Origin of the sequence: Pelosinus baikalensis, from assembly GCF_020819555.1 — a bacterium.
Taxonomy (GTDB): Bacteria; Bacillota; Negativicutes; order DSM-13327; family DSM-13327; genus Pelosinus; species Pelosinus baikalensis.
Genome location: NZ_JAJHJB010000093.1, coordinates 1 through 3,481, shown reverse-complemented (window position 1 = coordinate 3,481; position 3,481 = coordinate 1). Strand labels below are relative to the sequence as shown.

Genomic DNA, 3,481 nt, shown 5'->3' with positions numbered 1-3,481 from the left:
TGGGAATCCGGTATATAATGTTAAGCGACCAAGCAAAAACATTACCGGAGGAAAATCCCATGAGCCAAAGAAATTATACCGTAGAAAACAAGAAAAATAAACACTTAACAGAAAAAGAAAGGTATACAATAGAAATTCTTCTGAAGGAAAAGTTGAAAGCTAGTGAAATCGCTAAGCGATTGGGTAAGCACCAGCGAACCATTGAGAGGGAAATAACAAAGGGAAAAATCCGCCTTCTAAACAGCAATTTAAGTTATCGTGAAGAATATTGCGCAGACCGTGGTCAGGCGGTGTATCAAGCTAATGGAGCAAATAAAGGCTGCAATTTGAAGATTGGTAAGGATCATCAGCTGGTCCAGCATATTGAAAAACTAATCGTGAAAAGAAAGTATTCACCGGATGCCGTAATGGGAGAAATCAAGGCGAAGGGCTTGAAGTTTAAAACAAGCATCTGTACAAAAACATTGTATAATTACATTGATAAAGGGATTTTTGTGAACATAAGCAATCAAGATTTGCCTATAAAAAAAGACAAGAAAAAAGGTATCTATCGAAAGGTGAAAATCGCACATAAAAATTTAAAAGGTACGAGTATTGAGGAACGACCAATTGAAATAGAGCAAAGGGAAGAATATGGTCATTGGGAAATGGATTGTGTAGTCGGCCCACGCAAAGGTAAGGGTGCGGTGTTATTGGTTTTGAGTGAGAGATGTAGTAGAGAAGAGATTATTTGCAAAATGCCAGGAAAAACGCAAGAAGCGGTAAAAGCAGCACTGGATAAGTTGGAGGTAAAATACGGGGAACATTTTAGAAGGAAATTTAAAACAATAACCGTAGATAACGGTAGTGAGTTTTTAAACTTTAGACAAATTGAGCAATCGAAACTTGCTGCTGATGAGTCCAGAGTGAAAGTATATTATGCACATCCTTATAGTTCTTGGGAGCGTGGAACCAATGAAAATATTAATAAAATGATCCGTCGTTTTATTCCCAAAGGTACCGATATCGGTATAATTACCGAAGCACGAATCAGAAGAATCGAACAATGGATTAATAACTATCCACGAAGAATCTTTGGATATCAGTCAGCGAATGAAATAGCCAGTAAGATGAGTGCATAAACAACTCTTTTAGTTGTAGAGGGAAGGTCTAACATTATACGGATTTCCATAATATGGACGGCATTTAAATTTGCAATTTATACAAAATACTCTTCATGTATAAAGGGATTTTTAGAAATCTGCAATTTAGGGTCACGGATGATATCTATTCTTCTCAGGTTTATAAGGCTGTACTCATCTGCCATGAACAACCTGTTAGCTGGCATATAATCCTAACCAAATCGACGTAAATTTTTGCATAATCAGCGTCAACAATTTAAAATCAAATCCGTTTCAATCTGCTATAATATATTGCAAATTATTGTAGCAAGAGGAGCGAATTTTTTTCATGCAATTCATTGTTCAATTTGCATTAACACCAATAGAGTATATAGCCAAGTTCGATAATTTAGAGATTAAGCGTCCTGATTCATGTCCTAAATGCCAAGTGCCAAATTCATTTCACAAGCATGGTAAGTATTGGCGCAACATTGTAACTGAGGATTATGAAGAACGATTGCGATTTTGCAGGAATATGACACGTATCGAAATGTATCTTCGAGATCAAAAGTGGCAGGAGATCAGTCCTCAAGATGAAAAAGAAAAAGCCAGAAAATTTGTTTGTATGTTAACTGTCCCCACAGCAGAAACTTTTTCGCAAAAGTTTCACCAACAGCACAAACTAAATTTCATGGCACATTAATTTTACCATAAAATTTGCTCGAGTGTAACTGGAAACTATCCCACACACCTTTGTGCTGGTAAATCTGCCTTCCCTAGGTTACTATTGATTTTGTACAGGTTAGCCGGCTAACCCTCAAATAAATGGAGGGTGATGAACTTTGACAAATGAAAATTGTGAACAAGTGGCTTTGTTTCGCTATGGATTAATTTCTCCTCTACTCAACAATCAGGTTCGTTCTAAGCAAGACTATATCGCCGAAATTTGTGGTAAAATTTATGATGTTCCTTGGTATGGACGTAAGGGATTTGCGCCAAAGACGATTGAGTCTTGGCTACGCGACTACCGTAGAGGTGGTTTTGCGGCCTTAAAGCCTAAAGGCCGTTCTGATAAAGGTAGCTGTCGCGCTCTTACACCAGAGGGAAAAGAACTTATTCTAGAAATAAGGAAAAAACATCGTTGTCTTTCCGTTGTACTATTTTATGAAAAGCTTGTATCAGATGCAGTGCTCACTCCTGACAAGGTTTCATACTATACAATCTATCGCTTGCTAAAAATGAATCATCTATTGGAAAAGGATAGTACACCAGCCAAAGAACGCAAGCGTTTTTCCTATGATAAAATTAATATTCTTTGGCAAGGAGATATGTCCGTAGGCTATTATCTCGTCATTGGTGGCAAAAAATATCGCACTAATTTATTTGCATTTTTAGATGATTGCTCTCGTCTAGTTCCTTTTGCTCAGTTTTTCTTTAATGAAAAGTTTGATTGTATGAAAACAGTATTACAAGAAGCACTGACAAGACGTGGTATCCCTAAAATGATATATGTTGATAACGGCAAGGTCTATCACGCTGGACAACTCCATTTAGCCTGCGCCTCTCTAGGGATCACTTTAACCCATACTCAACCCTATGATCCAGAAGCCAAAGGCAAAATTGAACGCTTTTTTGGTACTGTACGTAGACGATTTTATCCGATTCTGGCTGAAAATCCACCTAAAACATTAGAAGAACTCAATCAACGATTTTGGCAATGGTTAGAGATCGATTATCATCGAAAAATTCATTCTGGGCTGGGGATGTGCCCACTAGATATGTTTATGTCCCAGGCATCCTCTGTGCGCATGATCAGCGACCCAAGTTCGTTAGATATGCTATTTTGGAAACGTGACTACCGTAAAGTGAAGCACGATGGGACAATTACTCTCTTAAATCAGTTATTTGAAGTGCCAGCACGTTTTATCGGACAAAAAATTGAAATACGTTATGATCCATCAATACCAAAAGTGGTACATATATATGAAAATGATACATCAATATGTATGGCTACCATCGTATCATTCATTGATAATGCTCATAGCAAACGCTCAAAAAATGCGCAAGAGGAAGCACCTATTTCCTTTGAACGCTTGCTTGCCTGTAAACAGGATGTAATGTATCAAACATTTTATTCGCTTTCAGCAGTACCTTTTCGTAAAGAAATTGATGGGAAGCAGTTCTTTTCTTCTCAATGCCTCGCCGAAGGTTTAGCACGACTTGAATATCTAAAAAGCACTAGAGGCATTAGTGTTGTGACGGGTGAAGCTGGAGCTGGTAAAACATCACTACTTAGGCGTTTTGCTGGCAACCTCAATCCTTCATTATATAGGGCTGTTTATTTCCCTTTATCTACAGTCACTGTGGCTGATTTTTATCGG

3 protein-coding genes and 1 pseudogene are annotated in these 3,481 nt (G+C 37.8%); all 4 read left to right on the top strand.

What is annotated here, in order from left to right; translation table 11 throughout:
* Positions 1-17 precede the first annotated feature (17 nt).
* Positions 18-1,121 (top strand): IS30 family transposase, encoded by a 1,104-nt coding sequence (locus tag LMF89_RS25045; RefSeq protein WP_439651964.1) that lies wholly within the window; start codon positions 18-20, stop codon positions 1,119-1,121.
* A 328-nt stretch (positions 1,122-1,449) separates the two neighbouring features.
* A complete protein-coding gene (locus LMF89_RS25040; protein WP_229537530.1) occupies positions 1,450-1,803 on the top strand; it encodes a hypothetical protein in 354 nt (117 codons plus the stop codon).
* A 139-nt stretch (positions 1,804-1,942) separates the two neighbouring features.
* A pseudogene (locus LMF89_RS25035) lies at positions 1,943-3,214 on the top strand (transposase); the annotation flags it as partial.
* Between the two features lie 3 nt (positions 3,215-3,217).
* Positions 3,218-3,481: AAA family ATPase (locus LMF89_RS26460; protein WP_369412722.1), on the top strand; the 264-nt coding region annotated here is incomplete at its 3' end.

What these genes read in the sequence shown, in the direction of transcription:
- LMF89_RS25045 (WP_439651964.1), top strand. Translation starts at nt 18, where the DNA reads ATGTTAAGCGACCAAGCAAAAACATTACCGGAGGAAAATCCCATGAGC.
- LMF89_RS25040 (WP_229537530.1), top strand. Translation starts at nt 1,450, where the DNA reads ATGCAATTCATTGTTCAATTTGCATTAACACCAATAGAGTATATAGCC.